Here is a 26,941-nt window from a genome sequence, read left to right on the forward strand (position 1 = left end):
CCCGTAACGTTGGCTAGATTCGTAGGGTGTTGGGTCTACCTGATCATGTGACCGCCTGTCTCTTCGATCTGGACGGTGTGCTGACGCAGACCGCCCGGGTGCACAACGCCGCCTGGACGCAGACGTTCGACGAGTTTCTGCGCCAGCACGCGACGACCACCGGAACACCGTTCCAGCCGTTCGACCCCGGCCCGGACTACAACCGCTACGTCGACGGCCGACCCCGCGCCGACGGCGTCCGGTCGTTCCTCGCCTCCCGTGGCATCGTGCTCCCCGAGGGCAGCCCGGACGACCCGCCGGACGCCGACACGGTCAACGGCGTCGGCAACCGCAAGAACGTTCTGCTGCTGGAGCGCCTGCGCAGCTCCGGTGTCGAGGTCTACCCGGGCTCGGTGCGCTACCTGGAGGCGGCGACCGCCGCCGGGCTGCGCCGGGCCGTGGTGACCGCGAGCGCCAACGGGCGTGAGGTGGTCAGCGCCGCCGGGCTGGAACACCTGCTGGAGACGCGGGTCGACGGGCTGGTCGCTCGGCAGCAGGGGCTGCGCGGCAAGCCGGAGCCCGACACCTTCCTGGCCGGGGCCGCACTGCTCGGTGTCGACCCCACCCAGGCCGCCGTCTTCGAGGACGCGCTCTCCGGCGTGGCCGCCGGTCGTGCCGGCGGCTTCGGCTACGTGATCGGGGTCGACCGGGTCGGGCAGGCCGACGAGTTGCTCGCGCACGGCGCCGACATCGTGGTCGAGGACCTCGCCGACCTGCTCGACGCGGGCGACGCCGACGCGCCTCGGCGCCCGGCCGCTGCGACATCTGCCGACGAGCGGGGCGCCGCGTGATCCGGGAGCGGGCCTATCCCGTCGAGCCCTGGCACATCCGCGAGACCCGCCTGGACATGGACGTGCTGGCCCAGTCGGAATCGGTCTTCGCGCTCTCCAACGGGCACGTCGGGCTGCGCGGCAACCTCGACGAGGGCGAGCCGCACGGCCTGCCCGGCACGTACCTCAACTCGTTCTTCGAGCTTCGCCCGCTGCCGTACGCGGAGGCCGGCTACGGCTTCCCCGAGTCCGGGCAGACCATCGTCAACGTCACCAACGGCAAGCTGATCCGGCTGCTCGTGGACGACGAACCACTCGACGTGCGCTACGGCCAGTTGCTCTCCCACGAGCGGATCCTCGACATGCGGGCCGGCACCCTGCACCGGGAGCTGCACTGGCGCTCCCCGGCCGGCCGTGAGGTCAAGGTCCGCAGCACCCGGCTGGTGTCGTTCACCCAACGGTCGGTCGCCGCGATCAGCTATGAGGTGGAGGCCGTCGACGGCCCGCTGCGGCTCATCGTGCAGTCCGAGCTGGTGGCGAACGAGTCGCTGCCGGCACAGAGCAAGGATCCCCGGGTCGCGGCCGTCCTGGAGTCGCCCTTGCAGGCCGAGGAGGAGCTGACCACCCCGGACGGCGGGCAGCTGATCCACCGCACCAAGGTCTCCGGGCTGCGGGTGGCCGCCGCCATGGAGCACGAGGTGCACGGCCCGGACCACACCACCATCGAGTCCGAGGGGTACGAGGACTGGGTTCGCACGACCATCGGCTGTGTGCTCCAGCCCGGCGAGAAGCTGCGGGTGGTCAAGTACCTGACGTACGGCTGGTCGAGCCGCCGCTCACTGCCGGCGCTGCGCGACCAGGTCGGCGCGGCGCTGGCCGGCGCCCGGCTCGACGGCTGGGAGGGGCTCCACCGGGAGCAGCGCAGCTACCTCGACAAGTTCTGGGACGCGGCGGACGTGCTGGTCGAGGGCGACCCGGAGATCCAGCAGGCGGTTCGGTTCGGCCTCTTCCACGTGCTCCAGGCTGGCGCCCGCGCCGAGCAGCGGCCGATCTCGGCAAAGGGGCTCACCGGCCCCGGGTACGACGGTCACGCCTTCTGGGACACCGAGATGTTCGTCCTGCCGGTGCTCACGTACACCCAGCCGAGCGCGGTCCGCAGCGCGTTGCAGTGGCGGCACAGCACGCTGGACCAGGCGCGGGAGCGGGCCGAGACGCTCAACCTCAAGGGCGCCGCATTTCCCTGGCGGACCATCGAAGGGCCGGAGTCCTCCGGGTACTGGCCGGCCGGCACCGCCGCGTTCCACATCGCCGCCGACATCGCCGACGCGCTGCGGCGGTACGTGCTGGTCACCGGCGACACCGAGCTGGAGCGGGAGATCGGGCTGGAGTTGCTGGTCGAGACCGCCCGGCTGTGGCGCTCGATCGGGCACCACGATCGGCAGGGCCAGTTCCACATCGACGGGGTGACCGGCCCGGACGAGTACACCGCGGTGAAGAACGACAACATCTACACCAATCTGATGGCGCAGCGGAACCTGCTCACGGCCGCCGAAACGGTGATGCGCTACCGGGACGAGGCGTTCCGCCTGGGTGTCACCGACGAGGAGGCGGCGAGTTGGCGGGACGCCGCCGCCTCGATGCACGTCCCGTACGACGACGAGTTGGAGGTGCACCAGCAGGTGGAGGGGTTCACCCGCCTCCAGGAGTGGGACTTCGCGCACACCCCCGCCGAGAAGTACCCGTTGCTGCTGCACTACCCGTACTTCGAGCTGTATCGCAAGCAGGTGGTGAAGCAGGCCGACCTGATCCTGGCGATGCACTGGCGGGGGGACGCCTTCACCCCCGAGCAGAAGGTGCGCAACTTCCTCTACTACGAGCGCCGGACGGTGCGGGACTCCTCGCTGTCGGCCTGTACGCAGGCGGTCCTCGCCGCCGAGGTGGGCCATCCCGAACTGGCGCACATCTACCTGCGCGAGGCCGCGCTGATGGACCTGCACGACCTCAACGAGAACACCCGCGACGGCGTACACATGGCCTCGCTGGCCGGCGCGTGGCTCGCCCTGGTGGGCGGGCTCGGCGGGTTGCGGGACCACGACGGTCGGCTGTCGTTCGCGCCCCGGCTCTCCAGCCGGCTCAGCCGCCTGGAGTTCTCGTTGCAGTGGCGCGGGCTGGCGCTGCGGGTGGACGTCCGGCCGCACCAGACGACGTACTCGCTGCGCCACGGTGGCCCGGACGACGTGGTGGAGTTGCGCCACCACGACCAACTGCTGCGGGTCACCTGCGACGAGCCGGTGACGGTGCCGGTGCCACCGGCGGAGCCGACGGCAGGACCTCCGGAGCACCCACCGGGCCGGTCACCCCTGCTCCGGTTGCCCGAGCGCGAACAGTGACGGCCGGGGCGGGAGTGATCCCGCCCCGGCCGTGCCACGCGTACGTCAGATGGGCTCTCCGGTCGACGGGCGTCCCAGGGCGTCCCTGGGCGCCATCGCCCGCGGGTCGTCGGGCAGGCGGGCCTCGGAGGCCTCGTCCCCCCAGTTCCGGGGCCGCTCGGCGTCCTGTTCACGCCGGTTGCGTTCGTCCATCTGCTGCTGCCGGGAGGTCTGCTGCTTGCCCATGGCGGTCCTCGCGATCCGTCGGGGCGCGGTTGCGCCTACACGGTCTGCGGTCACCGTTGGCCTACCCGGCGGCCCATTCGACAAACGCGGCCGGGCATCGGGATGCCCTCGGCGTCGGGTGCGTGCGACGCGACGGGCGGGGTACGCGGACCGTAGGCGAGCACGCGGAGGTGTGGCATGGACGAGCAGAGCAACACGGTGACCATTCCGGTCGGGGACGTCCAACTCCCCGCCGACCTGCTGCTGCCCGCTCAGCCGCTCGGCGTGGTGCTCTTTGCGCACGGCAGCGGCAGCTCGCGGCACAGCCCGCGCAACGTGGCGGTGGCCCGGACGCTCAACCGGCGTGGTCTCGGCACCGTGCTCGTGGACCTGCTCACCCCGGCCGAGGACGAGGTGGACGCGCGCACCGCCGAACTGCGGTTCGACATCGGGCTGCTGGCCAGCCGGCTGGCCGGGATCGTCGACTGGCTGGCGGTCGAGCGCCCCGCCGGTGACGCGCCCATCGGCCTCTTCGGGGCCAGTACGGGTGCCGCCGCCGCGCTGGTCGCCGCCGCGTCCCGCGCCGACCGGGTGGGCGCGGTGGTTTCCCGGGGTGGCCGACCCGATCTGGCCGGGGGCGCGCTGGCCCGGGTGCGTGCCCCGACGTTGTTGCTGGTGGGCGGTTCGGACGAGGAAGTGATCGCGCTGAACGAGCAGGCGCTGGCCGAGCTGGGCGAGGTCGGCAAGCTGTGGGTGGTGCCCGGCGCCACGCACCTCTTCGAGGAGCCCGGAGCGCTGGACCAGGTCGCCGACCACGCCGGCACCTGGTTCACCGACCACCTGGCCCGCGCGGCAGCCCCGACCCGTCGAGGATGAGGTCGGCGGACCTCATGGGGTGGGTGGGACCGCCAGGGTTGGGGTGGTGTGGTGGCGTTGGACGGTGTCGATGACGCGCCAGAGGACGGCGGTGATCGGGACGCTGACGAAGGCGCCGGCGATGCCCGCGATCAGAGTGCCGGCGGTGACGGCCACCAGGATCACCGCCGGGTGCAGCCGGACCTGCCGCTTCATGACCAGCGGTTCGAGTAGGTTGCCCTCGATCTGTTGTACGGCGATCACCGCGGCGAGGGTGAGCAGGGCCGTCGTCGGCCCGTTGGCCGCCAGTGCCACCAGCACCGCCACCGCGCCGGCCACCGTCGCCCCGATGATCGGCACGAAGCCGCCGAGGAAGGTGATCAGCGCCAGCGGCAGAGCCAACGGCACCCCCAGCACCACGAGGGCCAGGCCGATGCCGAGCGCGTCGATCGCGGCGATCAACATCGTGCCCCGGCTGTACGCTCCCAGGGTCTGCCAGCCGCCCCGACCGGCCTCGGCCACCACGAGCCGGTTTGGGCCGGTCATCCGGGACAGCACCCAGTGCCACATCGATCGGCCGTCCTTGAGCAGGAAGAAGAGCAGCACCAGGGCGAGCAGCGCGGAGCCGAGCACCTCGGTGGCCGTCCGGGCCCCGGCGACCGGGTCCGGCGAGCTGCCGCTCAACCCCTCCCGGGCTTGGTCGATCAGTCGGTCCAGTTGGGCGTCGGTGACGGGCAGGGTGGACGTGACGAAGTCCCGGCTGCGGTCAAGCCCCTGGGTCAGCTCCTGGCTGAGCTGGTCGAACTGGTTGGCGGTCAGGTTCCACACCAGCGCGCCGACCCCCACCAGGATGCCGAGCAGCAGCAGGACGGTGAGCAGCGCGGCCAGTGCCGCGGGCACCCGCAGCCGGCGCAGTCGGAGCAGCACCGGGTCGAGTAGCGCGGTGAGGAAGATGGTGGCGGCCAGCGCGATGGCCAGTGGTGCCAGCAGCACGGCGATCCGACCCAGCAGGTAGAGGCCGGTGACGATAACCACCAGGCAGGCACTCCACAGCACCGCGGTTCGGACGAGCCACGGCAGCGCCGTCCACCCCTGGCGAGGCCCTGAGCCGTCCGTTGTCTCCCCGGCGCCTGCCCCGGGTTCCTCTGCCGTCATGTCGGTCCTCCTCGATCTCCGCGAGGGTCGGTACCCGGCCTGACGCGCGCCGACACCCGTACTGCTCCAACCTGGGTCTGGTCGTCGTGGCCAGGTGTGTCCGTGCCAGAGCGCTAAGTCTGGATTATCCAGGTTTGAGCATCCTGGACCAGGGAACGTCACCAGGAAGTCAGTCGGAGTGGAGGAGGACCGCGATGAGCGACTTCATGGACAAGGCCAAGGACTTCGCGGACAAGCACGACAAGCAGGTCGACCAGGGGATGGAGAAGGCCGGCGACGCGGCCGACCGCCGTACCGGTGGAAAGTACGACGACCAGATCGACAAGGGTGTGGACCAGGCTCAGGCCCGTACCGGCGAGGGCGACCAGGTCCGCTGACGACGTACCCCGGGTCGCCGCTGACGTGGCGGTGACCCGGCGGCACGGGCCGATGCCCACCGTGTCGCGGGCGGGGTCGAACGGGCACGATTGCCGTGACGACGCCGGGGTATCCGCCGCCATGGCCGACGACCGTCCACCACCCGGCCGCGACCGATCTCGACTCGAAGTGGCTGCCGACAAGGGCGGCCAGATGGTCGAATCAGTGCGGCACCGCAGCGGGCAGGCCGGCCGGATCCGCGCCCGGCAGTGGGAGATCACCCTGGTGATCGCCGCCCAGGCCGGGCTGGCCGCGGCGCTCGCCGCCCTGATCGCCCAGCACTTCCTCGGCCCCGGATCGCACGTCTTCGCTCCCGCCGCCGCCGTCGGAACGATCGCCACCGCCATCGGGCAGCGAGCCCGGCGGACCTTCGAACTGCTGGCCGGTGTCGCGCTGGGCCTCATCATCGGTGACACGCTGCGCTTCGTCGTCGGCTCGGGACCGTGGCAGACCGGCGTGGTCGTCGCTCTCGCCATCGCCACCGCCCTGCTGGTGTCCGGCAAGGGCGGCCCGTTGGTCGGTCAGGCCGGCGGTACCGCCGTGCTGATCACCACGCTGGCCCCGATGGAAAGTGGCCTGGAGGTGCCCCGGATCTTCGACGCGCTGGTCGGTGGGGTTGTCGGCCTGGTGGTGGTCGCGCTGCTGCTGCCGGTCAACCCGATGCGGGTGCTGGACCGGTCGGCCGCGCCGATCTTCGCGATTCTCTGCGAGCAACTCGGCGAACTCGCGCAGGCGGTGCGGGAACGCGACAGCGACCGGACGTTGCGCGTCCTCGACCGGCTCCGCGCCGCCGACGACGACCTGGGGCGACTGCATGACGCGCTGAGCGGTGCCGAGGAGGTGGTGACGATCGCGCCAGCGCGGTGGCACCGCCGCCAGCAGTTCCACCGGTACGCCCTCAGCGCGAGTCACCTCGAACGGCTGCTGTTGGACAGCCGCGCCCTGGCCCGCTGGTCGACGACCGCGCTGCAGTACGACGAGCCGATCCCGCCGGAACTGCCGGACGCGATCGCCCGGCTGGGCGAGGCGGTGACACAGCTGCGTACGGAGTGCAAGGGCGACGACGCGTTCCAACAGACCCGCACGCTGGTCGAGGAGTGCGCCGATCTGGCCGGACGGGCGAGCGCCCGCGGGGTCAGGTCGTTCGGTGACGCCCTCGTCACCGGCCTGCGCACCGCGGCCAGCGACCTGCTCCGCGCCACCGGCTGCGAACCGGACGACGCCAACCGGATCGTGCGCGGTGCCGCCGGAGCCGGGGAGGCCACCGTGCATCCGCCGCCCCGGCGACACCTGTACCGGACCCGGCCGACCCGCGCCGCGCGGACCCGACGGCGGGCGGACCTCGCCGCCCGCCAACGTGAAGACGGCAGGACCGGCCCCCCCGATCGGGGGAGGCCGGCCCGGTGAACCGCCGTATCAGGAGGAGTAGCCGCGCTCCGCGACCCAGTTGGCGACCTTCGGCAGAGTCACCCAGTACTCGCCCAGCGCCGGGTCGGCCGGGTCGGCGACCCGGACGGTGTCCCCACCGTCGCGGTAGCCGACAAGCGTCACGTAGTGGCCGCCCTCGTACGAGTGCGGGTTGCCGTCGACGTCCACGGTCGTGCCCTTGATGTTGGCCACCACCGGCCGTCCGGCGTCGACCGCGGCCAACACGTCCCGCCGCAACTGCTCGACCTGGTCGGGGCGGGCCGCCGAGTCACTGATCTCGGTCGTCCGGTACTTGCCGCCGGTCAGCTCGTTCAGCACCCGGGTCGTGTCCAGGGCCGACGGGGTGCCCGCCTCGGTGGTGCCGAGCAGCTTGGCCACCTCGTCCTGGGGCAGCGCCTTGCCCTGGGCGGAGAGTGCGATCCGGGTCGCGGCCGGCCCGCAGTAGTAGAAGTTCGGCTGCGCCTGGTAGTCGATGTCGAGCACCCGCTCGCCACTCCGGTTGCCCTGGTTCGACGAGGTTGCGGCAGCCGGTGCGGGGGCGGCCTGCGCGGCGACCGCGGGGCCGAGAGCGCAACCGCCGGCGACCAGCAGGCCGACGACGGACAGACCGCTCTTCTGCATGATCGGGTTCATGGTCGAGTCTCCGTTCGAGGGGTTGGAGCCTCCGACTGGCGGAGGGCAGCAGCACCGGGAATGGCGCTCGGCTCATCAGGGGGCGGCCCGCGGCGGTCACGGCCGTGGGCGTACTGGTGTAACGGCCCTGGTCCGGCCCGCATTCCACCCGCTGCCGGGGTCGCCCTCGGACCCCAGATGGGCACAAACCACTCAGCTTTCCCCGAAGGGGGGAGACGGTGGGTCAGAGGCTCCCGAGCAGGCCGGTCACGGTGATCTCGATGACCACCCGCTCCGGATTCGGACGCGGGGTCCGATACCGCTCGGCGTAGCGGCGTTCCGCCTCCGCCACCGAGGCCCGATCCGACCGGAGCACCGCCCGGCCCTCGATGGTCAGCCAACGTCGGCCATCCACGTGGCAGACGGCCACCGGCAGGCCCGCCGCGCCGGCATCGGCCACGTGACGCGCCTTGCGGGACGTACCGGAGGTGATCACGCGGGCCAGCCCGGCCGCCGGGTCGAGAGTGACGCCGACGGGCACCACGTGCGGGGTGCCGTCGGCACGCGGGGTGGTCAGCGTCGCGAGGTGCCGCTCCGCGCAGAAGGCGGCCACCCGGTCGTCGCGTACGTCCAGCCGGTGATCGCCCGCCATGCCCGTCCCCCGTCCGCCGAACCGATCTCGATCATCGTACGGAGCGGCGGGCGCTCTCCGACGCGGGTGGCGCGTCGAGCTGCCCGGGCAGCCGGTGGCTCGCCGCCCGGCGCTGGTGGACCAGCCGGGTCAGATAGATCAGCGCGCCGGCCAGGACGCCCATGTCGTCCAGGTAGATGGGGTCCGGAAGGACGTCGACCGGGAAGATCGTGTAGATCAGCGCCCCGTAGAAGACGACCTTGCCGCTCGCGCCGAGGCCGGTCAGCATCCGCCGGGTACGCACCACCCGTACCGCCAGCAGCACCGCGCCGACCAGGGTGGCGATCGCCAGGATGCCGGCGATCACCACGAGAACCCACGCCTCTCGGGACATGCGGTCACGCTAACGCACCGACGTCCGCCCGGCCGGCTGTCGGCACCGGCGCGCTCTCAGCTCAGAGCGGAGGCATCCGGTGTCGACTGCACAGAACGCCGGGCTGCCGGGCTGCCGGGCTGGGTCGCCGGGCTGGGTCGCCGGGCCGTCCGGTCAGAACGCGGGAACCGCCGCCGAACCACGGGCGACCACGACGTTCTCCCGGGTCGGCTCGGCCGGCGGCCGGACGACCTCACTGAGCGGCAGCACCGAGGCCGACTCCGCCACCCGTCGTCCGGTCGCGGCGTGGGCCTCCTCGCGGAGGCTGCGGGCCGCGGCCACGGCCAGTTCGGCGGCCCGCCAGGCGGCCTGCTCCCGCTCCTGGGCGGCGACGTGCCGGGCCGCCAGATTGTCGCGGATCGCCCGCTGCAACACGAGCTCCTGCTCGACCGGGTGCAGCCGCGGATCCCAGCCGTCGCGGTGCGCGAAGACGTCACTGAGCTGCTCCACCGACAGCTCCTGCCGCCAGTACGCGGTCAGCGCGGCCCGATGCAGGAAGCGCTCGCGGTCGGCGTACTCGGAGGGGGTCTGTGCGGTGTACGGCAGCGGCATCGCGGCCGCGCCGCTGAGCCGACGGACGCCGGCCTCGGCCGCCTCACGAGCCTGCCAGGCGGCCTCGGCCGTCTCCTGAGCGGCCAGCCACTCCGCCCGTCGGCGCTGGGCGGTGGTGGTGGCGCGCTCGGCGGCCACGCCGACCTCCTGCGCGTAGCGGCTCTGCTCCCGCTCCTCGTGCGCCTCTTCGACCTGACTGGGCATGGCGGCGTCGCGGATCCGGGCGGCCGGGTCGAGGCGGAGCCGGCCGGGTCGCAGCAGGAGGACGGAGACAGCGACCACGACCACCCCGAGCAGGCCCAGCCAGATGGCGGCGGCCCGGGGCACGTCGGGTTGGAGGGCGGAGAGGACGGTCTGCATGATCAGCACCTCGCGGTCGAACAACGGGTATCGACGGATGGGTCCTGAGCGCGCCGGGCCGCTGATCGACTGATGTCGACGCGGTCGGCTCCGAGCGGTCGGGAGGGGGCTGTCCGGATGGCCGGCCAAGGACGATCATCGCTGGGCGGATGTGCGGCCCGGTGACCTCAGGCTGCGGGTCGTACCGCGCACCGAGGGCCCGGACGCGCGACCCGGGGTCGGGTCGCGCGGATCGTCGGGCGGCCTGGGTCAGCGGGTGGGTGGGCCGCGTCGGGGCGGTGTGCCCCGGCCGGGCTCGACGGACGGCGCGTGCCTCAGCGCTGCGGTGACCGGGCCGGCTGCCGTGGCGGTGACGATTCCGTCGGCCGGGCGGGACGGGATCGGCCGGCTCGCGTGGTCGGCGGTCGGAGCGGCCTCGGGCCGGAGGGTGTCCACCCGGCTGCTCACGGCGCTCGGCTGCGTCGGGGCGGGAGGCGGTGTCGCGGCGAGGGCGCCGCTGAGGCCGACCGCGAGCACCAGCGCGGTGAACGCCAGCCGGGTCAGCTCCCGCAGTGACCGCAGGGTGACCCACCGAGTTGGGTGGACCAGGTTCGCGGACGGCACCCGACAAACCTATCGTCCGACTCGGCGTGGTGCCGCATGAAAGCCGTGCGATCAGAGTGACCGCCGCCACTGTGCCTACTGTGGATGGACCGAACCGCGGTGCCCCCTGGCGGACCGGGTCCGGCAGGGGTCACCGGGGCGTCGTGTGCGGCCTCGCCGACGGCGGAGCGGTCAGCCCGCTGTGCCGAGCACCGGCGGCGCGGCGTCCCCGCTGTCCCGCCACACCATTTCGTCCTCGGTCAGCCAGGTCAGCCGCTCGTCGGACTCGTCGTCGGTCGGCTGACCGTGCCCGCCGAGAATGCCGGGGCGGTTGGCGCCCGCCGCGCGGCCGGAACCCGGCCGGCCGCTACCGGCAGCGGCCGACCGACCGGTGGCCTCACCGCGCCGACCGTCGATGCCGCGCCCGACTCCGCTGGCGGAACGGGCCTCGGTTGCGGCAGCACCACCGGCCGGTCGGGCCGAGACGGTGGGCGTGCTGCTCGAACCGGCCAGCGCGGAGGTGCGCAGCACGCCGCCGGCCGGTGCCCCACCCGGTGCCCCGAAGAGCAGACCCGGGCCGGACCCGGCGCTGGCGGGCGCGGTGGTCGGCCCGGACAGGCCGACCAGCCCGGCCGTGCCGCCGGCGAGCAGGGCCCCGCCGAGCAGCGGGTCCGCCCCGGCGAGGGAGGTGGTGCCCTCGGAGCCGCCCGGCCCGGTGACGACGCCCGGCGTGCCGCCGGTGGTCGTGCCGCCCACCTCGCCGGTGACGGTCCCGCCGCCGGGGACCGGCGAGGCGGACGAGTGCGTCGGCGCGACGGTCGCGCCGCCGGTGTGCGCGGTGGACTTGGTGGCGGTGGGAGCGGCGGACGGCGTGTCGGTGGCCGGGACACCGCGGGGCGTCGTCTGGTCCTGGTTGGTCGTCTTCGGCGTCTCGGCGTGGGGATGCGGCGGATCGACCACGCGGTCGTAGGCGGAGAGGTCGTAACCGGCGGCCAGTTCGGCCACCACGTTCACCATCCGCTGGTGGGCCTTCTCCTGCTCCGCCTTGTCCTGCTGGTGGCCCATGACGCCCCCGACGACCGCACCGGGCAGACCGAAGACGGCGCCCTTGAGCGCGCCGGAGATCGCGCGGTCGTTGTCGTCGGTCTCGTCCGGGCTCTCCGCCTTCTTGTGGGCGGTGCGAAGCTGGCCGGCCATCATGGTCAGGCCCTGCTGGACGCCGGACATCCCCTCGCTGAGCGCGTCGGTGTGGTCGACGATGAGCGTCAGCCGCCGCTGGAACTCCCGGCCCGCCGAGCCCGTCCAGCTGTTGCCGAGCTTCGCGAGGTCGCCGCTGAGCTCCCGGCTGAGGCTGTCCAGGATGCCCTTGAGCGTGGCCCACTTGGCGGCCAGCGCTTCGATCTGCTCGGGCTCACCGGCCATCACCGCGTCGTACAGCTGCTGGTGGCTGTTGCCCTGGTAACGCTGGGTGTATTCAGACACGCCCATCCCCCTTCGGCTGCAACGCCCGATCGACCCCGGTCAGCGCGGCGGTGATGTCGGTGGCGTTGGCCGCGTTGCGCGCCTCCGCGGTGCGGTAGTTGGCCAAGATGGTGCTGGTCGCCTGCTGTGCCGCCAGCAGCGCCTGCCGGAGTCGCTCAGCCTGCTCCACGTAGGACTGGTGCACGGCGCTGTATCGGCGGGCGTTCTGGGTGGCGTCGGTGAACAGGCCCAACGCCGGAGGGCTGCACTGCATCTCGGTGTTGAGCTTGCGCAGCACCGCCTCGGCCTGACTCAGCCGCGCCGCCAGGTGCTGGTGGAAGTCCTCAAGGGACAGCAGATCGACTTCCGTACGCCCGGTCATGGCAACATCCCCGTCGTTCTGGTTGACAACCGTCAGCGAAACCAGGCTAGTCCACCGCACCAAGCCTCGGCGACCCGTATTGGCCGCTCAGCCGTCGGCGTCGGTCGATTCCCCGGGGGCCCCGCCGCCCGTCCCGCCGCTCGTCGGGGCACCCGAGGCGGGTGCGGACGAGGCGGGTGCGGACGAGGCGGGCGCGGACGAGGCGGGTGCGGACGAGGCGGGCGCGGACGAGGTCGATTGCGGAACCGGGTCGGTCGCCGGCGTGCCGCCGGGCGAGAAGTGCGCACGCGCGTCCCGGCGGTCCAGCGTCGGCCCGGTGGGGATCAGTGCGAGCAGCGAGCCGGGCACCGCCAGCGGCGTGACGCCCTCGTAGCCGAGCGCCCCCAGCGTCTCGCCGGACCCGAGCGGATAGCGGATGCCCTGCGGGCTGATCAGGTAGACCGTCGACCCGGCGGCGCCGGAGCCGCTGGTCCCGGCCCCGGGTGCGGCCTGGGCCAGCACGCCCTTGCCGCCGGGCAACAGCACCGACTCGGCCGTACGGACCGCGTCCCGGTTGGTCTGCCGCACTGGCACCGAGTCCGGTTCGTTGGCGGTCAACTCGGCCGGTGCCCGGTCGAAGACCTCCAGCGTGGTGGTCGGCGGGCCGCCTCCGCTGCTGGCCCGGTACGTAGCGCAGAGCAGCGTCTGTCCGGCCCGGGCCTGGTGCAGGGTCGGCAGCGCCCGAGGCATCCCGTCCGGGTCCACCCGCTGGTCGGTCAGCAGTCGGCCGGCCTGATCCGGCGTGATGTCGGTGATCTGACCGCCGCCGCTGATCATCAGTAGCGCGGTGATCTCACTGATCGAGGCGATCCCCTCCCGGGTCAGCACGTAATGCTGCCCGGCCGCCCGGAACACCTGCCCGATGGTGGCCGGCCGGTCGGCCACCATCAGCCCGCTGCGGTCACCGATGCCCGGCAGTGACGGCTTGCGCAGCGGCGGCCCGGCTGGCAGGGCGTTGAGCAGTTGCTGCCCGACCGGCAGCGGCGCGGTGCCGGTCATCCGCAGCGCCGCGATCGACTGATCCCCGCCGAGCACCTCGAGTCGGGAGTTGCCGGTGAGCAGGTGCCGTTGACCGTCCACGGTGACCAGGACCGCGCGGTCGCCCAACGGCGCGCCTCCGGGCAGTGCGCGGTCGATCACGACGCGGGTGGTGGAGCGGCGCGGGTCGACGGGATCGGGCACGTCGCAGACCGACCATGGCAGGCCGGTCAACGACTTGCGGTCGGGCAACGCGTCCGGGGCACCGACGATGCCGACCGTGCGACCGCGCGGCCGGTCCCGCAACGAGGCCTGGGACATCGTCCGGACGGCCGGGGCCGGCTCGTTGAGGATCAGCCGGGCGGAGGTGTAGTTGAGCGTCGGGTGGAGCTTGCCCTCGACGAACACGTACGTCGCGCCCGTCTCACGCTCGATGACCAGCGTGTTCTCGTCCAGCGGCGCGGTGTTCCCGGTCAACTGGCCGTAGGCGCCCACCCCACCGAGCACCACGGCCGCGGCGATCGCACTGCCGAAGACGGCCATCCCGAGCCGTCGCATCGGCAGGTTCGTGGTCTCCGGGTCGCCCGACAGGAGAGCGGAGACGATCCGGCGGGTGACGAAGCGGTACGCCTGCACCTGATCGCGGCGGGTCCGCATGACTTACCTCCGGCGGGGTGGATCCGCGACGATCAGGTCGGGGTGCCGACGCGGACTTCCCTACGATAAGGGGCCGACGGCCGGCCCTCGGGCCCGCCGCCTTGGTCGGCGCCGGGCCTTCCGGCGCAGAGCCACATCGTGCAGGAGGGACAGTCAGCGATGACGCAGGTTCAGGCGCGACCCGCCCGAGCGGTCACGAGCCCGTCCGACGTCCCGGCGCGGGTGGCCCCGACCGCCGACCGGCCGGGCCGGGGCCGCATCGGCCCGGTGCTGGTCGGCCAGCTCGTCGTGCTGGAGGTGTGCGCGGTCGCCGTCTGGGCCGCGACGGCCGGCCCGAGTTGGCTGCTCGCCGTGGTGGGTGCCGTGGCGGCGCTGGTCGTGGTGGCGGTGTTCGCCCGGCGGGGTGGGCGCTGGTGGTTCGAGGACGTGCTGCTGCGCCGCCGGTTGCGTCGACGCCGCGAACGCGCCGCGGCGGCGCTGGCCGGCGGTGCGACCGCCGATCCCCGGCTGGCCGCGCTCGCGCCGGAGTTGAGCGTCATCGAGCTGACCGACCGGGGCACCCGGCTGGGCATCGGGCAGGACGACCAGGGCTGGTTCGCGGCGGTCGCCCTGCAACCCGCGACCGGCGCGGCGGTCGGTTCGGTCGAGGCGTCCACCGTGGACCGGGCGATGCGGGTGCTCGCCGACTTCTCGGCGCCGGTCTCCCGGGCTCAGGTCGTCGCGCACACCCTGGTCTGGTACCCGGCCCCCGGTGCGCCGCCGGCGGCGCACCGGACCGTCTGGGTGGCTTTGCGGCTCACGGTCCGCGACGCCCGGGTGGAGACGGTCAGTCGGGGCGGCGGGCTGCCCGGCGTCCACCGGACGCTGGCCGCCGGGATCGGCCGGCTGGGCAAGGCGCTGACGGCCGCCGGGCTCGCCCATCGGGCGCTGGGCCGCGACGAGCTGCGCGCGGCCGTGGTCTCGGCCGCCGGTCTCGATCTGGTCCCGGAGCCGCCGACGGAGACCTGGTTGGGGCTGCGCGGCGGCGGCTGGACGCACCGCTGCCTGGCCCTGCGCGGTCGGCCGGACACCCCGCTCGGCCCGCTGGTGGACGCGATCACCGCCACGTCGGCGCCGTCCCACACGGTGGCTGCGGCGGTCTCGTCCAACGGCCGCGTGGCGGCGCCGCTGCTCCGCGTCGCGGCGATGGACAACCACGTCGAGGCGCTGGTCAAGGTCGTGCGGGACGTGGCACAGCGGGCCGGCGTCCCGGCCCGGCCGCTGGACGGGCAGCACGGCCCGGGTGTGTACGCCAGTGCGCCGGTCGCGTCGGCGCCGGGCGACACCGCCCGCCGGCAGCCACGCTGACGAGGTTGTCGGCGGGTCAGGGCCGCAGGTTGACGATCCAGCCGTACAGGCCGCAGACCCAGAAGGCGAGCGGGACCAGCGAGATGATCAGCATGATCTCGACGATGTCGAGCAGCCGGCCCCAGACCGGTGAGATGCGTTTGCCGGCGACGGTCAGGCCGTAGATCAGGCTGACCACGGCCGCCAGCAGCAGGCCGCCGAGGATCAGACCGAGCCGGACCAGCAGCGAGCCGCCGGCGAAGGTGGCCGCGGCGGTCAGGCCCAGCCCGACCGTGCCGGCGAGCAGCACCGGGATGCGCTGGGCCCGGCCGAGGAGCGGGCGGGCCCGCAGCAGCGAGAGCAGGGCCAGCACCAGGCACAGCAGCACCGCCGGCAGGCGGCCGTCCAGGGCCAGCACCAACTCCGCGCCGAGCACCAGCACCGATACCGTCCACAGCAGACTGGCGAGGAACTGGTCGGCCCGGTCGCTGCGTTCGAGCACCTGACGGCCGTCGACCGACTCGCTGTCGGTCTTCAGGTCCTCCGGGCCGGTCGGGATCGACGGCACCGGCAGCCGGGCCAGCCGGTAGGCCGCCATCGGCAGCGCCGGCACCGCGCCGAACGCGATCGTCGCCACCACGGCTGCCGCTGCCGCGGCGTCGAGGCCGAAGGCCAGGCAGAGCAACGCGCCCAGCCCGGCACCCGCACCCACCCCGAGCGCGGCGAAGAAGAGCGGATAGCGGTCACCGACAGCCAGCACGGCCACCGCCCCGAAGACCACCACGGCGGTGGCCGCGAGCAGGGCGTGCGGGCTGGCCAGCTCGGTCAGCCGCCGGTCGCCCGCGAGCAGCAGCAGGCCGCCGGCGCCCGCGTACACCAGGCCGACCACGGCCAGCACCGCGCCGGTCCGGCTGTCACCGGCGGCGCGGGAGAGCACCGCCGCGCCGACCAGCAGCGCCACCGCGACCAGCAGGGCCGCCAGCGCGCCGGGCAGGTGCGGAGGGCCGGCGAAGAGAGCGGCCAACGCGCCGGCGCCGAACGCCGCCGCGGCGAACAGCACCGCGAAGGACCGGGTCGCGCCGACCTGCCAGGAGCCGGGGCGTTGGTTGGTCGCGGTGGCGACCGCGTCCACCACGTCATCGAAGACGATCTCCGGCGCGGCGGCCGACCGGGGGTTGAAGTACAGCACCTCGCCGTCGCGTACGCCCAGCTGCGCGGCGGTGCGCCCGCCGTCCAGGGGTGCGCCGCCCAGCCGGGACAGCGCCCAGCCGCCGTGCCGCACCCCCTCGTCGGCCAGGTCCTCACCGGCGTAGCGCAGCAGGGTGGGGAGCAGATCGGCCATCGGTACGTCCGACGGAAGGGCCAGATCCATCCGGGTACGGGGAGCCACAATGGTGATCCGGCTCAAGCCACCAGTCGCCGTCTTCGTCGCCACAGTGGCCTCCTGGGTCCATCTACGATCGGCGGGCCGCGGTGCCGCAGTGCGGGTGCACCGCGCCCACGGGAGATTACCTACGATGACGAGCACGTACAGTGCCCACCCGCGGGCTTCGATCCGCGACGGCACGTCATCAGGCCGCTTCTGGGGAGGAGACAGCCGTGAGCACGGTGGTGTTCCGCAGACTCCCGCGCCAGCCGGGGCCGGCCCTGCCACGCGGCGAGGTGTTGCTGGAGTCGCCGCCCGAGCTGCCTGAGCCGACACCCCGCGGGATGGGGCAGTTGCTCATGATCCTGCCGATGGTCTGTGGTGTCGGCGCGATGGCCTTCCTCTACGCGGGCCGGGGCGGCGGCATGATGACGTACGTCGCCGGTGGGCTCTTCGGCGTCTCGATGCTCGGCATGGCGATCGGTTCGCTGGCCAACGGCGGCGGCAACGACAAGGCCGAGCTGAACGCCGACCGCCGCGACTACATGCGCTACCTGGCCCAGATGCGCAAGCGCACCCGCAGGGCGGCCGAGCAGCAGCGGGCGGCGATGGCCTGGCGACACCCGGAGCCGGACGCGCTCTGGTCGATCGCGGCGTCGCGCCGGCTCTGGGAGCGGCGGATCACCGAGGACGACTTCGGCGAGACCCGCATTGCGCTCGGCCCGCAGCGGCTGGCGGTCGAGATCGTCCCGCCGGAGACCAAGCCGGTCGAGGACCTGGAACCGATGAGCGCCATCGCGCTGCGCCGGTTCGTACGGGCGCACTCCACCGTGCCCGAGCTGCCGACCGCGCTCTCGGTCCGCGCGTTCAGCCGGGTGGTGCTGCGCGGCGACCGGGAGCCGGTGCTGGACCTGACCCGGGCGGCCCTGGGGCAGCTGGCGACCTTCCACGCCCCCGACGACCTGGTGATCGCGGTGGTCGCCGCGCCCGACCGGCAGTCGGCCTGGGGGTGGGTGAAGTGGCTTCCGCACGCCCACCACAGTGGCCGGACGGACGCGGCCGGTGCCCGCCGGTTGGTCTTCGCCAGCCTGGCCGAGGCCGAGGAGTCGCTCGCCGGGGAGTTGGCCGGGCGTCCCCGGTTCGCGGCCGAGGCCAAGCCGTTGACCACCGCGCCGCACCTCGTCGTGGTGATCGACGGCGGCGAGATCGCACCGACCTGTCAGCTGGTGGGCCAGGGCCTGCTGGGCGCCACCACGATCGACCTCTCGGGGACGGTGCCGCGCGACGCCGGTCGCTGGCTGCTCTGTCTGGACGTCGGCGACGGCAGCTCACTCGACCTGGTCCGGGGCAAGTCGTCGTCGCGGCTGGGTCGACCGGACGGGCTCACCGCCGAGGCCGCCGAGGGGTTGGCCCGGCAGATCGCCCCGTACCGGCTCTCCCAGCAGCAGACCAGCAGCGAGGAGCCGCTGGCCCGCAGCATGGAGCTGCCGGACCTGCTCGGCGTCGGCGACGCGGCGGCCGTGGACGTCCACCAGACCTGGCGGCCGCGCGGTCACCGTGACCGGCTGCGCATCCCGCTCGGCGTCGGGCCGGACGGCAACGTCGTCGAGCTGGACTTCAAGGAGTCGGCGCACGAGGGCATGGGTCCGCACGGTCTGGTGATCGGTGCGACCGGCTCCGGCAAGAGCGAACTGCTCCGTACGGTGGTGGCCGCGCTGGCGGTGACCCACTCGTCGGAGGAGCTGAACTTCGTCCTGGTGGACTTCAAGGGCGGTGCCACGTTCGCCTCGCTGGAGGCGCTGCCGCACACCAGCGCGGTGATCACCAACCTGGCCGACGAGCTGCCGCTGGTCGACCGGATGCGCGACGCGCTCGCCGGTGAGATGGTGCGCCGGCAGGAGCTGCTGCGGGCGGCCGGCAACTACGTCTCCCGCTTCGAGTACGAGAAGGCCCGCGCGGCCGGCGAGCCGCTCGCGCCGATGCCCAGCCTCCTGATCATCTGTGACGAGTTCAGTGAGCTGCTCGCCGCCAAGCCCGACTTCATCGACCTCTTCGTGATGATCGGCCGGCTGGGTCGGTCGCTCGGCGTGCACCTGCTGCTCGCCAGCCAGCGGCTGGAGGAGGGCAAGCTGCGCGGCCTGGACACCCACCTGTCGTACCGGATCGGTCTGCGCACCTTCTCGGCGGTGGAGAGCCGGATCGTGCTCGGCGTGCCGGACGCGTACGAGTTGCCGAACGCGCCGGGGCACGGCTACCTGAAGACCGACACGAGCACGATGCTGCGGTTCCGGGCCGCGTACGTCTCCGGGCCGTACCGGGTGCCCGGCCAGCAGGCATCCGCGTCGCAGGCCCTGGTGCAGCGCCGGATCGTGCCGTACGGCGTCGACTTCCTGCCGGCGCAGGCCCCGCAGGTGCCGTTGGACACCGCACCGGAGCCGGAGCAGCCGGCCGACGGCAAGGCCGTCGCCATGCTGGACGTGCTGATCGACCAGCTCAAGGGCCGGGGCCGCCCGGCGCACCAGGTGTGGCTGCCGCCGTTGGCGGACCCGCCGGGCCTGGGTGAGCTGCTCGGCCCGCTGGCCGTCGACCCGACGTACGGGCTGTGCACCGCGTCCTGGCCGGGCCGGGGTCGACTCACGGTGCCGGTCGGCGTGGTGGACCGTCCGTACGAGCAACGCCGTGACCCGATGATGGTCGAGCTGGCCGGGGCCGGTGGCAACGTGGTCATCGTCGGTCGCTCGCTGAGTGGCAAGAGCACCATGCTGCGCTCGCTGCTCGCCTCGTTGGCGCTCACCCACACGCCGCGCGAGGTGCAGTTCTTCTGCCTGGACTTCGGCGGCGGCGCGCTGCGCAGCCTGGAGCGGCTGCCCCACATGGCCGGGGTGGCCGGCCGGCGGGACGTCGAGGCGGTGCGCCGGACGGTGGCCGAGGTGGTCGCCGTGCTGGACGAGCGGGAGACGCGCTTCGCCCAGCACGGCATCGACTCGGTGGCCAGCTACCGCCGTCGCCGGGCGGCCGGTGAGTTCGCCGACGACCCGTTCGGCGACGTGTTCCTGGTGGTGGACGGCTGGAACACGCTGCGCCAGGAGTACGAGGAGCTGGAGCAGACCATCACGACGCTCGCCAACCGGGGCCTCGGTTTCGGCGTGCACGTGGTGCTCACCGCGGTGCGGTGGGCGGAGATCCGGATCAACATGCGGGACCTGCTCGGCACCAAACTCGAACTGCGCCTGGGTGACGCGGCCGAATCCGAGATCGACCGCCGGTCGGCGATGAACGTGCCGGAGAAGTCGCCCGGCCGCGGTCTGACCCGGGACAAGCTGCATTTCCTCACGGCCATCTCGCGGATCGACGGCCGTCGGGACATCGAGGATCTGAGCGAGGCGTCGATCGCGCTGGCCGGGCACGTGGCGGCCAACTGGCCGGGACGCCCGGCGCCGAAGGTGCGGCTGCTGCCGCGCCGACTCGCGGTGGCCGAGCTGGCCCGGATCATCGACCGGTCGGCGCCCGGCCTGCCGATCGGTGTCAACGAGTCGGCGCTCGCGCCGGTCTACCTGGACCTGGCGAGCGAGCCGCACCTGACGGTCTTCGGTGACGCCGAGTGCGGCAAGACCAACCTGCTGCGGCTGATCGCCCGGGGCATCACCGAGCGGTACACGCCCGCGCAGGCCCGGCTGGTGATCGCCGACTACCGGCGTGGGCTGCTGGGCGCGGTGGAGGGCGAGCACCTGCTGGACTACGCGCCGTCCAACCAGGCGTTCGCCCAGGGGCTCGGCTCGATTCGCAGCGCCCTGTCCAACCGGCTGCCCGGCCCCGACGTGACCACCGCCCAACTGCGCGATCGCAGCTGGTGGAAGGGTCCGGACCTGTACATCCTGGTCGACGACTACGACCTGGTGGCCTCCGGTGGCAGCAACCCGCTCAGCGCCCTGCAGGAGCTGCTGCCGCAGGCCCGCGACATCGGTCTGCACCTGATCGTCACGCGGCGGGTGGGTGGCGTGTCCCGGGCGCTCTACGAGCCCGTGCTGCAACGGTTGCGGGAGCTGGATTCGCCCGGCCTGCTGATGTCCGGTAGCCGGGAGGAGGGCGCGGTCTTCGGCACGTTGCGTCCGAGCCCGCAGCCGCCCGGCCGGGGCACCCTGGTCCGTCGCCGCGACGGCCAACAGCTCATCCAGACCGCTTGGTCCGAGCCGTCCTGATCGGGCGGCGCGGCAGCGGGCGTCGGCTCAGCTGCTCCACTCATGTTGGCTGATTCGTCACTATCCATCGACTGCCGCCGACCAGGGCTGCGAGGACTGGACGGACTCCGCTACCGTCTCTGTTGGAGTGTCCGTCGGTGGGGTGTCGATGCCTTGCCGCGGGGGAGGGGCGCGGCAAAGCCGCCGCCACAACATGACGGAAGGGTGTGAAGCATGGCGTTCGAGGTCGAAGCTGCGACTCTGCATACTGCCGCGAGTGACGTGCGGTCCACGCGCAGCGAGGTCGACGGCGAGCTGAAGAAGCTGTGGAACGTAGTCGACGACCTGGCCATGGCGTGGAAGGGTCAGGCGTCCACGGGCTTCCAGGGGCTCATGACCCGCTGGAACGAGGACACCGCCAAGCTGCTGACCGCGATGGACAGCATCGCGGACCTGCTCGACAAGTCGGGTACGACGCACCAGGTCAACGACGAAGAGCAGCAGCAGATGCTGGACAAGTTCCACTCCGCTCTCAACCCGTGATCCGTAGCCAGCAGAGGAGGAAGTCGTGACGATCAAGGTTGACTACGCGGTCCTCGAGAGCAGCAACCAGCAGATGCAGGCCATCTCGAAGACCATCGACGAGAAGCTCGACACGCTGCGGTCGATGCTGTCCAAGCTCCAGTGGGACGGCGAGGACCGGGTTGCCTACGAGCAGCACCAGGCGAAGTGGGACCAGGCCGTCCGGGACATCAACCGGGTCCTGAACGAGATCGGTGGCGCCGTCGGCATCGCCCGCGAAAACTACGTCTCCACCGAGATGAGCAATTCCAAGGTGTGGGGCTGAGACAATCGCCGGTGCGGCTCCGGTCCGGTTCGACCGGGCCGGAGCCGCATTGCGTTGGCGTCGGCACAGGTTCTGGGAGAGCGATGCGTACGGGGAAGCGTTTCCGATCGGCACGGGTCACTGCTGCGGCCGCGCTGGCGTTCTGCGCCGCGTTGGCCCCCGTCGCGACTGTCGCACCGGCACCGGCGCGGGCCGCCGACACCGTCCGGGGCCTGCAGTGGTATCTCGACTCGCTGAAGATCCCCCAGGCGCACAAGATCACGCAGGGCAAGGGTGTCGTGGTCGCCGTCATCGACGGCGGGGTGGACGCCACCCATCCCGACCTGCGCGGTCAGGTGCTGGCGGGGCACGGTGTCAACGCCGGGGCCGCGCCGGACGGGCGGCGTGACGACGACCGGGAAAAGGGGCACGGCACGTCGATGGCCGGCATCGTCGCCGCACGTGGTGGTGGCCCGATGCGTCAGTTGGGCATCGCCCCGGCCGCCAAGATCCTCCCGGTCTCGATGGGGGCCAGGTCCAACAGCGATGACCTCGTCCTGGGGGTCCGGTGGGCGGCGGACGCCGGTGCCGACGTCATCAACATCTCCATCAGCTCCGGGGAGGGCACGCCGCCCCCGGAGCTGGTGGATGCGATCCAGTACGCGTTGAGCAAGGACGCCGTGGTGGTGGCCTCCGCCGGCAACGTGGAGCAGGGCAACCGGCAGGTCACCACGCCCGCCAACATCCCCGGCGTCATCGCCGTCTCGGGTCTGGACAAACGGGGCGGCTTCTTCGCCGGCTCAGTGCGCGGCCCGGAGACCGTGCTCGCCGCACCGATGGAGAGCATCATCGCGCCGGCGCCCAAGACGGTCTCGTCGAACGGCTACTCGGTGGGCAGCGGCACCAGCTCGGCAGCCGCCGTCATGTCGGGGGTGGTGGCACTGGTCCGCGCCGAGTATCCGCAGTTGGACGCCGCTAATGTGATCAACCGGCTGATCAGGACGGCTCGCGATGCCGGGCCGGCGGGCCGTGACCCGCAGTTCGGCTTCGGCGCGGTCGACCCGGTCGCCGCGCTGACCCGCTCGGTGCCACCGGTGACGGCCAACCCGCTGTTGGAGGGTTCGACCGAGTCGACCCGTCCCGGTGGCGCGGCCCGTCCCGCCGACGACGACGGTCCGGCGGTCGAGTTCGGGGTGTCCAACAAGGTCGGTGCCATCGTCCAGGTCGTGCTCTGCCTGGCCCTGCCGATCATCGCGCTGGTCGTCCTGCTGGTGGTGCTCAGGCGCCGCAAGCGGCGTACGCCCGCCGTGACCGGCCCGTATGCCGGCGCAACCGGTCCGCCGCCGCCGGGCTGGCCCGCCGGCGCACCCGGTCCGCCGCAGCCGCCGGGCTGGCCCGCCGGCCCGGCCGGCTGGCAGACCCCGGCGGGGCACGTCGCGCCGCAGCAACCCGTTCCGGGGTACGGTCCGCCGCCGGGCCAGCCTGCTTACCCGCCGCCGGGTCAGCCGGCATCGGGGCACCCTCCGGTGCAGGCCGCGCCGCCGCCGGGAGGGTGGGCGGGGCCGGGCCAGGCGCCTCCGCCACCGGGCACGCAGCAGTAGTGAGCGCAGACCACCAGTCAGGGTTTCGGGGAGGGGACCGATGACGGACGACAGGACCAGCCAGCCGGAACGGTTCAAGAACGACGACATCTACATCCCGGTCCCGGTGGCGGGGATGCCGACGTCGGGTCTGGCCGTGACCGGCTTCGAGATCGACAACGTCAACCACGCCGCGACGCCGGAGGGTCTGGTCACCGCCCCCAGCGAGGCCGGCGTCAAGACCGAGTGGGATGCGACAAGTCTCGACTCGGCGATCGGATGGCTGGAAACCCACGCGGCCTACCTGAACAAGCTCTCCTACAACATGGTCGACATCCAGGACCTGATGGGCGGTGCGACCGCCGGCGTGGCGGGCGGGGTGGGCGGCCAGGCCAGCCCACTCGGCGGGTTCGACTGGGCGGGCCGGTTGGCGGCCAAGCACCAGGGGCTCTACCGGGACACCGAGTCCGGCGTGCAGAAGCTCGCCCAAAGTCTTTACGACGCGGCCGAGGCGCTGCGTCAGGTCAAGCAGAACTACGAGACGGCGGAAGAGCAGAACCGGATGTCCGCCGCCGACATGCAGCGGGTCTTCGGCGATGTGGCCGGCCGCGGCGACGGCCGTTAGGACGGGGGACGGTAGATGGGCCTGAGCTGGGAAGAGATGTGCCAGAAGGTCGTCATCGACGGCCGGCCGGGTGATGTGGAGAGCGCCGCCCTCGGCTGGGAACAGTTGATCAAGAATCTCAACAACATCGAGCAGAGTCTCGATACCAACATCAAGGACCTGGGCACGACCTGGAAGGGCCCTGCGTACGAGGCGTTCAAGGCTCACGTCGAGCAGATCGCCAAGGACACCGGCCAACTCGTGACGGACGCCGAGAAGGGCACCGGCATCGTCCAGTCGCTCAAGACCGCCGCCGACAAGCTCACCGCCGCCCAGCGGGACTTCCCGATCCCGGCGACCTGCGTCAACGACGTACTGGAGGCGCGCAACGCCAAGCTGACCCTCAGCGTCGGCTTCTTCGAGGCGAAGGTCGCACCGGACTTCCTCGGCTGGCTCGACCCGGTGAGCGCGGTCGCTGACTGGATCAACGACAGGTCCAAGGATGCGGCCGACGTCTACCAGCGGGTCAGCGGCGAGTATCAGGCCATCGCGCCGGGCACACCCGGCAGCGCCACCCCGAACATCGCCGGGGACCCGACCCGTCAGCAGCCGAATCTGGACACCGGCGGCGGGGGTGGCGGCGGTGTCCGTGGTGTGCCGGACATCGGCGGCAGCCCGGACATCGGCGGCACGAACGCCAAGCCGTCGCTCGGTGCGTTCGACACCGGCAACCCGCCCGGCGGCTCCGGCGTCCACCCCGCCCTCACGGGCGAGTACGGCCCCGGCACGGGCGGCTACCCGGGCACCGGCGGCGTACCCGGCACGGGCGGGCTGGATGAGGAATTCAGCAGCGGCCTCGCGGGTGCCGGCGGCGGTACGCCCGGCCTGGGCTCCGGTGGCGGTGGCCTCGGCTCGGCTGGCCTCGGGTCCGCCGGCGGCGGGCTCGGCAGCGGCGGCGGCCTGGGCAGCGCCGGGGCCGGTGCCGGCGCTCTCGCCGGCGGCGGCGCGATCGGCCGGCCGGTCGCCCCGGGCATGGGCCCGATGATGGGCGGCGGCGCGGCGGGTGCCGGTCGCGGCGGAGGCTCCGGTGGCCGGCTCGGCGCGGGCGGCAAGCTGGGCGGCGGCGGCATGGCACCCGGAATGGGTGGCGTCGCGGGCGGCTCCGGTGCCGGTCGGGGCGGTGCCGGTCGGGGCGCCGCGGGTGCCGGTGCCGGCGGTCGGGGTGCGGGTGCCCGAGGCGCTGGCGGAATGGCCGGGATGGGCGGCGGCGGTGCCGGCTACGGCGAGGAGGAGGCTCCCCGCAACACCTGGCTGGAGGAGGACGAGGACGTGTGGGGTGCGGACGGCGGAGGGACCTCCGGCGTCCTGCGCTGAAGCTTTGGGCGCCACGGTGTCGATGCGCTCCACCGCATCGGCACCGGCGCTGTCGTCCGGTCAGCCGGTGACCGATGTGTCGGGGCGTCGGCCGGGGCGCCAGCCGCGTCGGCGGCCCCGCGCCACGATCGGTCGCGCGATCAGCAGCAGCCCAGCGAGCAGACCGCCGACCACGGCGGCCCAGAGCGCGGCGGTGCGTTGCCAGCCCAGCGGGTCGGCCGTGCCGGCGGGTGCCGGGAGCGCGTCGGCCGGCGGGTTCGAGCGGGTGCCCAGCAGGCTCGACACCGCCCGGTACGGGTTGACCACGCCGTAGCCGATCTCCGTGTTGTGCCCTTCCGGTGGGTTGTCCGCCGTCCGTTCCAGCCGGTCGGCGACCTGCTCCGGGGTGAGGTCCGGGTGGGCGGCCCGAACCAGCGCGACCACCCCCGAGACGTACGCGGCGGCGAAGCTGGTGCCGCCTGTCGGTTCGGCGCGGTAGCCGGACCCGCCCGGTGCCGGGCCGACGATGTTCAATCCTGGCGCGGCGACGTCGACGTAGGCGCCGCTGACCGAGGTGCCCACGTGGCCGCCCTGCTCGTCCACACCGGCGACCGCGATCACCCCGGGGTACGCGGCCGGGTAGGCCGGCTTGTCCTCCTGCTGCTCCTGCCGGTTTCCGGCTGCGGCGACCAGCACGACCCGCTTGGCGAGGGCGCGCTCGACGGCCTCCGCCAACTCGGGGCGGGGCAGGGTGACCAGGGAGAGGTTGATCACGTCGGCGCCGTTGTCGACCGCCCAGTTGATGGCCGCCGCGATCTGCCCCGGCAGGGCCTCGTCGTTGGTGCCCTTGGCGTCCGGCAGAACCCGGATCGGCAAAATGCGGGCCGCCGGGGCGACGCCGCTGAAGGGTGCCCCCGTGCCCTCCTGGCCGGCGATGATGCCGGCCACCATCGTGCCGTGACCGGCCAGGTCGCACTGGCCCTGGTTGGCCGGCAGGTCGTTGAAGTCGCGCCCCGCGAGGACCTGGCCCTTCAGCAGGGGGTGGATGGCGGAAACCCCGGAGTCGATCACCGCGACCGTCACCCCGGCGCCCCGGGAGAGCGGCCACGCGGACGCCGGGTCCAGCCGGCGCAGCCCCCAGGGCATCTCCACCAGGCCGTCCTCCCCGGCCGGGCCGCAGGTGGGCGGTGCCGCGACGGCAGGGGAGGCGGGGACCACCAGGGCGGCGCCGAGCAGGGCCGCCAGCGTTCCACTGAGGACTGCTCGGACGCCGTGGCGGGACCGGTCGGTCGCGCTCAACGGCAGGCTCTCGCGCACTCGCAAAGGTTACCGCCGCGTCGCATCGGGCAGCGGCCCGGCGGCGACGGTCAGGGCTGGTGCGCGACGTCCGCGGCGGGCGCGTCGGCGAAGAGCGCGAGCAGGTCACCGACCTGGCGGTAGGCCTCGGCGGGGTGCCGGAATCGACCGGCCGGGTTGAGGGTGTACTCGTTGCGGCGTCCGACCCGGGTGCGGTGCAGGTAACCGCCCGCCTCCAGGTCGGCGACGATGGCCTGCGCGGCTCGTTCGGTGACGCCGACCTCGGCCGCCACGTCCCGCAGCCGAGCGGTGGGATCACGGGCGATGGCCAGCAGGACATGGCCGTGGTTCGTGAGGAATGTCCAGTTCCGGCCGCTGCCGGTGCTGTCGCCGGCCGTTGCCGTGTTCGTCATGGTGGATCGCCTCTCCGGTTGTCCGCCCCGTCTCCCGCGCGTCATCTGCGCCCG

At 73.1% G+C, this 26,941-nt stretch carries 25 protein-coding genes; 12 read left to right on the forward strand and 13 right to left on the reverse strand.

Translation table 11 applies throughout. The features are described from left to right. Window positions 1-26 precede the first annotated feature (26 nt). Together ABZ780_RS06530 and ABZ780_RS06535 are read left to right on the forward strand one after the other, a co-directional pair. Complete coding sequence (locus ABZ780_RS06530) at window positions 27-830, forward strand: beta-phosphoglucomutase family hydrolase (protein WP_357004288.1); 804 nt, start codon at window positions 27-29, stop codon at window positions 828-830. After that, complete coding sequence (locus tag ABZ780_RS06535; RefSeq protein WP_357004291.1) at window positions 827-3,199, forward strand: glycosyl hydrolase family 65 protein; 2,373 nt, start codon at window positions 827-829, stop codon at window positions 3,197-3,199. Before ABZ780_RS06530 ends, ABZ780_RS06535 begins: the two co-directional genes overlap by 4 nt. A 45-nt stretch (window positions 3,200-3,244) precedes the next feature. On the opposite strand, the gene ABZ780_RS06540 is transcribed toward ABZ780_RS06535, so the two are convergent. Further along, the gene (locus tag ABZ780_RS06540) at window positions 3,245-3,424 is read right to left on the reverse strand and encodes a hypothetical protein (protein ID WP_357004294.1); all 180 of its coding nucleotides are present in this window, start codon (window positions 3,422-3,424) and stop codon (window positions 3,245-3,247) included. 177 nt (window positions 3,425-3,601) lie between these two features. On the opposite strand from ABZ780_RS06540, the gene ABZ780_RS06545 reads away from it, so the two are divergent. Then, window positions 3,602-4,279 carry an alpha/beta fold hydrolase gene (locus tag ABZ780_RS06545; RefSeq protein WP_357004297.1) on the forward strand — a complete coding sequence of 226 codons (678 nt, stop codon included), beginning with the start codon at window positions 3,602-3,604 and terminating at the stop codon, window positions 4,277-4,279. A gap of 12 nt (window positions 4,280-4,291) precedes the next feature. Here ABZ780_RS06545 and ABZ780_RS06550 read toward each other — a convergent pair whose 3' ends face one another. Continuing rightward, window positions 4,292-5,413 carry an AI-2E family transporter gene (locus ABZ780_RS06550; RefSeq protein WP_357004300.1) on the reverse strand — a complete coding sequence of 374 codons (1,122 nt, stop codon included), beginning with the start codon at window positions 5,411-5,413 and terminating at the stop codon, window positions 4,292-4,294. A 194-nt stretch (window positions 5,414-5,607) separates the two neighbouring features. Here ABZ780_RS06550 and ABZ780_RS06555 point away from each other — a divergent pair, with 194 nt between their 5' ends. Then, window positions 5,608-5,790 (forward strand): antitoxin, encoded by a 183-nt coding sequence (locus ABZ780_RS06555; protein ID WP_053658884.1) that lies wholly within the window; start codon window positions 5,608-5,610, stop codon window positions 5,788-5,790. 193 nt (window positions 5,791-5,983) lie between these two features. Further along, window positions 5,984-7,237: an FUSC family protein gene (locus ABZ780_RS06560; protein ID WP_357004302.1), complete on the forward strand. Its 1,254-nt coding sequence runs from the start codon at window positions 5,984-5,986 to the stop codon at window positions 7,235-7,237. Window positions 7,238-7,246: 9 nt separating this feature from the next. Here ABZ780_RS06560 and ABZ780_RS06565 read toward each other — a convergent pair whose 3' ends face one another. The 8 genes from ABZ780_RS06565 to eccB form a co-directional block, all read right to left on the reverse strand. Beyond that, window positions 7,247-7,891 carry a C39 family peptidase gene (locus ABZ780_RS06565; RefSeq protein WP_357004305.1) on the reverse strand — a complete coding sequence of 215 codons (645 nt, stop codon included), beginning with the start codon at window positions 7,889-7,891 and terminating at the stop codon, window positions 7,247-7,249. Window positions 7,892-8,114: 223 nt separating this feature from the next. After that, a complete protein-coding gene (locus ABZ780_RS06570) occupies window positions 8,115-8,522 on the reverse strand; it encodes a TIGR03618 family F420-dependent PPOX class oxidoreductase (protein WP_357004308.1) in 408 nt (135 codons plus the stop codon). A 31-nt stretch (window positions 8,523-8,553) separates the two neighbouring features. Then, window positions 8,554-8,895, reverse strand: a complete 342-nt coding sequence (locus tag ABZ780_RS06575; RefSeq protein WP_357004311.1) for a YkvA family protein — start codon at window positions 8,893-8,895, stop codon at window positions 8,554-8,556. Between the two features lie 153 nt (window positions 8,896-9,048). Continuing rightward, complete coding sequence (locus ABZ780_RS06580) at window positions 9,049-9,846, reverse strand: hypothetical protein (RefSeq protein ID WP_357004315.1); 798 nt, start codon at window positions 9,844-9,846, stop codon at window positions 9,049-9,051. Between the two features lie 249 nt (window positions 9,847-10,095). After that, window positions 10,096-10,449, reverse strand: coding sequence for a hypothetical protein (locus ABZ780_RS06585; RefSeq protein ID WP_357004318.1), 354 nt, complete (start codon window positions 10,447-10,449; stop codon window positions 10,096-10,098). A 171-nt stretch (window positions 10,450-10,620) separates the two neighbouring features. Beyond that, window positions 10,621-11,910: a WXG100 family type VII secretion target gene (locus ABZ780_RS06590; protein WP_357004320.1), complete on the reverse strand. Its 1,290-nt coding sequence runs from the start codon at window positions 11,908-11,910 to the stop codon at window positions 10,621-10,623. Then, window positions 11,903-12,271, reverse strand: a complete 369-nt coding sequence (locus ABZ780_RS06595) for a hypothetical protein (RefSeq protein ID WP_357004322.1) — start codon at window positions 12,269-12,271, stop codon at window positions 11,903-11,905. The genes ABZ780_RS06590 and ABZ780_RS06595 overlap by 8 nt, the downstream gene beginning before the upstream one ends. A gap of 87 nt (window positions 12,272-12,358) precedes the next feature. Then, window positions 12,359-13,945 (reverse strand): type VII secretion protein EccB, encoded by a 1,587-nt coding sequence (gene eccB, locus ABZ780_RS06600; protein ID WP_357004324.1) that lies wholly within the window; start codon window positions 13,943-13,945, stop codon window positions 12,359-12,361. A gap of 159 nt (window positions 13,946-14,104) precedes the next feature. On the opposite strand from eccB, the gene ABZ780_RS06605 reads away from it, so the two are divergent. Further along, window positions 14,105-15,292 carry a type VII secretion protein EccE gene (locus ABZ780_RS06605; RefSeq protein WP_357004326.1) on the forward strand — a complete coding sequence of 396 codons (1,188 nt, stop codon included), beginning with the start codon at window positions 14,105-14,107 and terminating at the stop codon, window positions 15,290-15,292. 16 nt (window positions 15,293-15,308) lie between these two features. Here the strand turns inward: ABZ780_RS06605 and eccD are convergent, their stop codons facing one another. Continuing rightward, the gene (eccD, locus tag ABZ780_RS06610) at window positions 15,309-16,706 is read right to left on the reverse strand and encodes a type VII secretion integral membrane protein EccD (protein ID WP_357004328.1); all 1,398 of its coding nucleotides are present in this window, start codon (window positions 16,704-16,706) and stop codon (window positions 15,309-15,311) included. Window positions 16,707-16,870: 164 nt separating this feature from the next. Between eccD and eccCa the strand changes: the two genes are divergently transcribed. The 6 genes from eccCa (at window position 16,871) to ABZ780_RS06640 (ending at window position 25,199) form a co-directional block, all read left to right on the forward strand. Then, window positions 16,871-20,836 carry a type VII secretion protein EccCa gene (eccCa, locus tag ABZ780_RS06615; protein WP_357004331.1) on the forward strand — a complete coding sequence of 1,322 codons (3,966 nt, stop codon included), beginning with the start codon at window positions 16,871-16,873 and terminating at the stop codon, window positions 20,834-20,836. 213 nt (window positions 20,837-21,049) lie between these two features. After that, the gene (locus ABZ780_RS06620) at window positions 21,050-21,358 is read left to right on the forward strand and encodes a WXG100 family type VII secretion target (RefSeq protein WP_357004334.1); all 309 of its coding nucleotides are present in this window, start codon (window positions 21,050-21,052) and stop codon (window positions 21,356-21,358) included. Between the two features lie 25 nt (window positions 21,359-21,383). Continuing rightward, on the forward strand, window positions 21,384-21,662 hold the full coding sequence (locus tag ABZ780_RS06625; RefSeq protein ID WP_357004337.1) for a WXG100 family type VII secretion target: 279 nt from the start codon (window positions 21,384-21,386) through the stop codon (window positions 21,660-21,662). 83 nt (window positions 21,663-21,745) lie between these two features. Beyond that, a complete protein-coding gene (locus ABZ780_RS06630; protein ID WP_357484760.1) occupies window positions 21,746-23,242 on the forward strand; it encodes a S8 family serine peptidase in 1,497 nt (498 codons plus the stop codon). Window positions 23,243-23,282: 40 nt separating this feature from the next. Next, window positions 23,283-23,846 (forward strand): hypothetical protein, encoded by a 564-nt coding sequence (locus tag ABZ780_RS06635; protein ID WP_357004343.1) that lies wholly within the window; start codon window positions 23,283-23,285, stop codon window positions 23,844-23,846. Window positions 23,847-23,861: 15 nt separating this feature from the next. After that, entirely contained in the window at window positions 23,862-25,199 is a 1,338-nt protein-coding gene (locus ABZ780_RS06640; RefSeq protein ID WP_357484763.1) for a WXG100 family type VII secretion target, read from the forward strand. Between the two features lie 60 nt (window positions 25,200-25,259). Here the strand turns inward: ABZ780_RS06640 and mycP are convergent, their stop codons facing one another. Together mycP and ABZ780_RS06650 are read right to left on the reverse strand one after the other, a co-directional pair. Continuing rightward, the gene (gene mycP / locus ABZ780_RS06645) at window positions 25,260-26,495 is read right to left on the reverse strand and encodes a type VII secretion-associated serine protease mycosin (protein WP_357484766.1); all 1,236 of its coding nucleotides are present in this window, start codon (window positions 26,493-26,495) and stop codon (window positions 25,260-25,262) included. Between the two features lie 50 nt (window positions 26,496-26,545). Next, window positions 26,546-26,887, reverse strand: coding sequence for a MarR family winged helix-turn-helix transcriptional regulator (locus ABZ780_RS06650; protein WP_357484769.1), 342 nt, complete (start codon window positions 26,885-26,887; stop codon window positions 26,546-26,548). Between the last annotated feature and the right edge of the window lie 54 nt (window positions 26,888-26,941).

Origin of the sequence: Micromonospora sp. NPDC047467 (genome assembly GCF_040643095.1) — a bacterium.
Classification (GTDB): domain Bacteria; phylum Actinomycetota; class Actinomycetes; order Mycobacteriales; family Micromonosporaceae; genus Micromonospora.

Bases quoted from the DNA above. Each gene is read 5' to 3' on its own strand.
- ABZ780_RS06620 (WP_357004334.1), top strand. From the start codon at position 21,050: ATGGCGTTCGAGGTCGAAGCTGCGACTCTGCATACTGCCGCGAGTGAC.
- ABZ780_RS06640 (WP_357484763.1), top strand. From the start codon at position 23,862: ATGGGCCTGAGCTGGGAAGAGATGTGCCAGAAGGTCGTCATCGACGGC.
- ABZ780_RS06560 (WP_357004302.1), top strand. From the start codon at position 5,984: ATGGTCGAATCAGTGCGGCACCGCAGCGGGCAGGCCGGCCGGATCCGC.
- ABZ780_RS06575 (WP_357004311.1), bottom strand. From the start codon at position 8,895: ATGTCCCGAGAGGCGTGGGTTCTCGTGGTGATCGCCGGCATCCTGGCG.
- ABZ780_RS06550 (WP_357004300.1), bottom strand. From the start codon at position 5,413: ATGACGGCAGAGGAACCCGGGGCAGGCGCCGGGGAGACAACGGACGGC.
- ABZ780_RS06635 (WP_357004343.1), top strand. From the start codon at position 23,283: ATGACGGACGACAGGACCAGCCAGCCGGAACGGTTCAAGAACGACGAC.
- ABZ780_RS06580 (WP_357004315.1), bottom strand. From the start codon at position 9,846: ATGCAGACCGTCCTCTCCGCCCTCCAACCCGACGTGCCCCGGGCCGCC.
- ABZ780_RS06630 (WP_357484760.1), top strand. From the start codon at position 21,746: ATGCGTACGGGGAAGCGTTTCCGATCGGCACGGGTCACTGCTGCGGCC.
- ABZ780_RS06565 (WP_357004305.1), bottom strand. From the start codon at position 7,891: ATGAACCCGATCATGCAGAAGAGCGGTCTGTCCGTCGTCGGCCTGCTG.
- ABZ780_RS06650 (WP_357484769.1), bottom strand. From the start codon at position 26,887: ATGACGAACACGGCAACGGCCGGCGACAGCACCGGCAGCGGCCGGAAC.
- ABZ780_RS06555 (WP_053658884.1), top strand. From the start codon at position 5,608: ATGAGCGACTTCATGGACAAGGCCAAGGACTTCGCGGACAAGCACGAC.
- ABZ780_RS06545 (WP_357004297.1), top strand. From the start codon at position 3,602: ATGGACGAGCAGAGCAACACGGTGACCATTCCGGTCGGGGACGTCCAA.
- eccB (WP_357004324.1), bottom strand. From the start codon at position 13,945: ATGCGGACCCGCCGCGATCAGGTGCAGGCGTACCGCTTCGTCACCCGC.
- ABZ780_RS06595 (WP_357004322.1), bottom strand. From the start codon at position 12,271: ATGACCGGGCGTACGGAAGTCGATCTGCTGTCCCTTGAGGACTTCCAC.
- ABZ780_RS06605 (WP_357004326.1), top strand. From the start codon at position 14,105: ATGACGCAGGTTCAGGCGCGACCCGCCCGAGCGGTCACGAGCCCGTCC.
- ABZ780_RS06570 (WP_357004308.1), bottom strand. From the start codon at position 8,522: ATGGCGGGCGATCACCGGCTGGACGTACGCGACGACCGGGTGGCCGCC.
- ABZ780_RS06540 (WP_357004294.1), bottom strand. From the start codon at position 3,424: ATGGGCAAGCAGCAGACCTCCCGGCAGCAGCAGATGGACGAACGCAAC.